Annotated in this window: 1 protein-coding gene; it reads left to right on the top strand. The window is 75.3% G+C overall.

Going from position 1 to position 4,889, the window contains the following annotated elements; translation table 11 throughout:
- Nucleotides 1-4,861 (top strand): thioester reductase domain-containing protein (locus tag HTZ82_RS18080; protein WP_217624271.1); only part of this gene is annotated, 4,861 nt, incomplete at its 5' end.
- Nucleotides 4,862-4,889 lie beyond the last annotated feature (28 nt).

Below are 4,889 nucleotides of genomic sequence, written 5' to 3'. Positions count from 1 at the left end.
CGGCGGTGTCGGGTTCCTGTTCTCGGGTCAGGGTGCTCAGCGTGCGGGGATGGGGCGTGAGTTGTATGCCGCGTATCCGGTGTTCGCGACCGCGCTGGACGAGGTGTGCGAGGCGCTGGATCGGGTGCTCGGTCGCGAGCTGACGCTGAGGTCGGTGATGTTCGCGGGGGAGGGTTCGGTCGAGGCGGGGTTGTTGGATCGTACGGGGTGGACGCAGCCGGCGCTGTTCGCGTTCGAGGTGGCGTTGTTCCGGCTGGTGGAGTCGTGGGGCGTGCGGCCCGGTTTTGTGGTGGGTCATTCGGTGGGTGAGTTGGCGGCGGCTCATGTGGCGGGTGTGCTGGGGCTTGGGGATGCGTGTCGTCTGGTGGCGGCGCGTGCGGGGTTGATGGAGGCGTTGCCGGACGGCGGTGTGATGGTCGCCGTCGAGGCGACGGAGGACGAGGTCGCCGAGTTGCTGGCCGGTCGCGAGAGCGAGGTGGGTGTGGCCGCTGTCAACGGCCCGAACGCCGTGGTGATCTCCGGTGTGGAGAGCGCCGTCGAGGAGGCCGTCGGCCACCTCACCGGGCAGGGCAGGAGGGTGCGGCGGCTGACCGTTTCGCACGCGTTCCACTCGCCGTTGATGGACGGGATGCTGGAGGAGTTCCGTACGGTCGCCAAGGAGCTCGACTACCGCGCCCCGGAGATCCCCGTCGTCTCCACCCTGACCGGCCGGCTCGCCACCGGCGACGACCTGCGCGGCGCCGACTACTGGGCACGGCAGGTACGCCACGCCGTCCGCTACGCCGACGCCGTCACCACCCTGGCCGAGCAGGGCGTCACCGCTTTCGTCGAGATCGGCCCCGACGGTGTTCTCACCGCCCTCGCCCGCGACGTCCTGGCCGCCGACGGCCGCACGGCGGCCGGCAGCATCGCCCTCGCCCTCCAGCGGCGTCGCCGCGACGAGCCGCGCGCCCTCGTCGAGGGCGTGGCGGAACTCCGCCACGCCGGGGTCGCGGTGGACTGGGAGGCGTTCTTCGCCGGTTCCGGCGCCCGCCGCGTGCCCCTCCCCACGTACGCCTTCCAGCACCAGCGCTACTGGGTCGACGCGCCCACGTCCGCCGACGCCGGGGGCCTCGGCCTCGACACGGCCGGGCACCCCCTGCTCGGTGCCGCGCTGACCCTCGGCGACAGCGACGAGACCGTGTTCACGGGCCGCCTCTCCGTCCGTACACACCCGTGGCTCGCCGGGCGCCCGGCGGCGGGCACGGCCTCCGTACCGGCCTCGGTCCTCACCGAGCTGGCGATCCGCGCGGGCGACGAGACCGGCTGCACCACACTGGACGGCCTCACCCTCGACGAGCCGCTGGTCCTGCCCGCCACGGGCGGCCTCCACCTCCAGATCCGGGTCGGGCCCGCCGACCCCCACGGGGGCGCGCGCGCCTTCACCGTCCACTCCCGGCCCGACCAGGACCCGGGCGCCTCGTGGATACGCCACGCCCACGGAGTCCTGGGCACCGCACCGCTCACCCCGCCCACCGCCGCGGACGAGCCGGACGGCGAGCCGGGCGAAGCCCTCGCCGAAGTCCGCATTGACGACGAACTCACCGAGCAGGCAGGCGAGTTCGGCCTGCACCCGATGCTGCTGGACGCGGCCCTGCGGTCGCTGCCCGGGCAGGAGGACACCTGGGAGGCCGTGCGCTGGCGCGGCGTACGCCTGTACGCCACCGGGGCGCGCGAGCTGAGGGTCCGGGCCGTCCCGGTCCCCGACGCCGACGACACGTACGCGCTGCGTCTCACCGACCCGGCGGGGGAGCCGGTCGCCGACGTGGACGCCGTGACCCTCCGCCCCGTCGAGGCGGCCGCGCTGACCGCCGTACGGGACCGTGTCCACGACGCCCTGTACCAAGTGGAGTGGCAGCCGCTGCCGTTCGCGCCCGCCCGGCTCCGCTGGGCCGAGCTCGGCCCGGAGGGCGACTACCCGGACCCGGCCGCGGTCGCCGCCGCCGTCGCGGCCGGGGCGCGGATCGACGCCGTACGGGTCCGTCTCACGTCCCCGCCCGCCGCCGCGACCGCCCCGGACACCGTCCCCGACGCGGTCCGTACGACGGTCGGCCGCGCCCTGGACCTGGCCCGGGAATGGCTGGCGCAGGACGCCCTGTCCGCCGTCCCGCTGACCGTGCTCACCAGCGGCGCCGTCTCCGCGGCCGACGGTGAGGACGTCACCGACCTCGGCGCCGCGGCCGCCTGGGGGCTGCTGCGGTCCGCCCAGTCGGAGTCGCCCGGCCGGATCGTCCTGGCCGACGTACCGTCCGACGTCCTGGCCGATGCGCCGTCCGAGGCACTGGCCGACGTGCCGTCCGACCTGCCGGAGGGTGACACCACGGACCTGGAGGACACCCTCTCGGCGCTCGTCGCCTCCGGTGAGCCCCAGGCCGCCGTACGCCACGCGGGCGCCGCCCCGAGCGTGCGCGTGCCGCGCCTGGCCCGCGCCCCCCGGCCGGCCCCCGCGAGCACGGGCGCACCCGTCTGGGACCCCGAAGGCACCGTCCTCGTCACCGGCGGCACCGGCTCCCTGGGTGCCCTGTTCGCCCGCCACCTGGTGACCGCCCACGGTGTACGGCACCTGCTGCTGGCCAGCCGGCGCGGGGCCGACGCGCCGGGCGCGGGCGAGCTGATCGCCGAACTGACGGGGCTCGGCGCCTCGGTGACCGTCGCCGCCGTCGACGTGTCGGACCGCGACGCACTCGCCGGGCTGCTCGCCGCCGTCCCCGAACAGCGCCCGCTGCGCGCGGTGGTGCACACCGCCGGTGTCCTCGACGACGGTGTGATCGCCGCACAGACCCCGGACCGGCTCGACGCGGTACTCCGCCCGAAGGCGGACGCGGCCTGGCACCTCCACGACCTGACCCGCGGCCTCGACCTGACCGCGTTCGTGATGTTCTCGTCGGTCGCCGCGGTCGTCGGCGGCCCCGGCCAGTCCACGTACGCCGCGGCGAACGGGTTCCTCGACGCGCTCGCCCGGCACCGTGCCGCCCACGGACTGCCCGCCGCCTCCCTGGCCTGGGGCCTGTGGGCGCAGGCCACCGGGCTGACCGGCGACCTCACGGACACCGACCGCGAGCGCATCGCCCGCAGCGGCTTCCGCCAGGTGCCCACCGGGCAGGGCCTCGCCCTGTTCGACCTCGCCCTGCGGACCGGCCGCCCCGACACCGTCGCCACACCGCTCGACCTTGCCGTCCTGCGCGAACAGGCACGGGTCGCCGCCGTCCTGGCCGCCCTGGTGCGCGTCCCCGCCCGGAGCACCGCGCGGGACGCCGCCGACGCGGGACCCCCGCTCGCCGACCGGCTCGCCGGGACCAGTGGGGAGGAGGCGTACGAGGCGGTGCTGGAAGCCCTGCTCCAGGAGGTCGCCCGGGTCCTCGGCCGGTCCGGCGGCCAGGGCATCGACCCGGAACGGCCCTTCCCGCAGCTCGGGTTCGACTCGCTGACCTCGGTGGAGCTGCGCAACCGCGCCGCTGCGGTCAGCGGCCTCTCCCTGCCCGCCACGGTGGTCTTCGACCACCCGACGCCGCGCGCCCTCGCCACCCTCCTACGGGACGCCCTCCTGGCCGCCCGCGACGTCGACGGCACCGGCGACGGCACCGGAGCCGGGGCCGCGACCGGCGGCGCCACGGTGGCCGGCGGCCCTGGCGGCCCGCACGGCCACGGCGGTGCCGTCGACTACGCGGCCGACATCCACCTGCCCGACGACATCCGCCCGGCGGCCGAAGTGGTCCGCACGGTCTCCGATCCGCGCGAGATCCTGCTCACCGGCGCCAGCGGCTTCCTCGGCGCGTTCCTGCTGCGCGACCTCATGCGCACCACCTCCGCCCGTATCCACTGCCTGGTGCGCGGCGCCGACGAGAAGGCGGCGTACGAGCGGCTGCGCGGCAGCCTGAAGTGGTACCGCGTGTGGGACGAGATCGACGAGGACCGGCTCCGCGTGCTCGTCGGCGACCTCGCCGACGAGCGGCTCGGGCTCACCGAGGAACGGTTCGACACCCTCGCGCGTACGGTCGACGTGGTCTACCACGCGGGTGCCACGGTCCACTGGCTGCACCCCTACCAGGCGCTGCGCACGGCCAACGTGGGCGGCACCCGCGAGGTGCTGCGGCTGGCGGCCCGGCACCGCACGGTGCCCGTCCATCACGTGTCCACGGTCGGGGTGTTCGACGGGCCGGTCGCCCCGGGCGTACCGCTGAAGGTCACCGACCCGACGGGCCCGGCCGAGGCGCTGCCCAGCGGCTACCTGCGCAGCAAGTGGGTCGCCGAGCAGGTCGTCGGGCTGGCCAGGGAGCGGGGGCTTCCGGTGTCCGTCTACCGAGTCGACGTGATCTCCGGCGACCAGCAGAACGGCGCCTGCCAGACCCGTGACTTCGTGTGGCTCAGCCTCAAGGGGCTGCTCCAGGCGGGGACCGTGCCCTCCGGAGCCGGAGGCCGCTTCCACCTGCTGCCCGTCGACTACGTCAGCGCCGCGATCCTGGGCGTCTCGACCCGGCCGGAGGGCGCCGGCGGCACGTACCACCTGTTCAACCGGAGCTCGCTGAGCCTCGCGGACTGTGTGACGTATCTGCGCGGCCTCGGCTACCGGCTCGGCGAGGCCGACTGGTCCGAGTGGACCGCGGCGGTGCGCGCCGACCGGGAGAACGCGCTGCTGCCGCTGCTGCACGCGTTCGAGATGATGACCTCCGACACGGACGCGTTCTACCCGCCCATCGACACGACGGAGACCGAGCGGGCGCTGGAGGGCACGGGCATCGCCTGCCCGCCGCTCACCGCCGAACTGTTCGCCAGGTACGTCGAGTTCTTCGTCCAGGAGGGCCACTTCCCGCCCGCGCCCTGACATACGAGGACGCGCACGAAACGGCCGT

This window comes from Streptomyces sp. TRM64462, from assembly GCF_013362995.1.
Taxonomy (GTDB): domain Bacteria; phylum Actinomycetota; class Actinomycetes; order Streptomycetales; family Streptomycetaceae; genus Streptomyces.
This window is presented reverse-complemented; position numbering and strand designations above follow the sequence as displayed.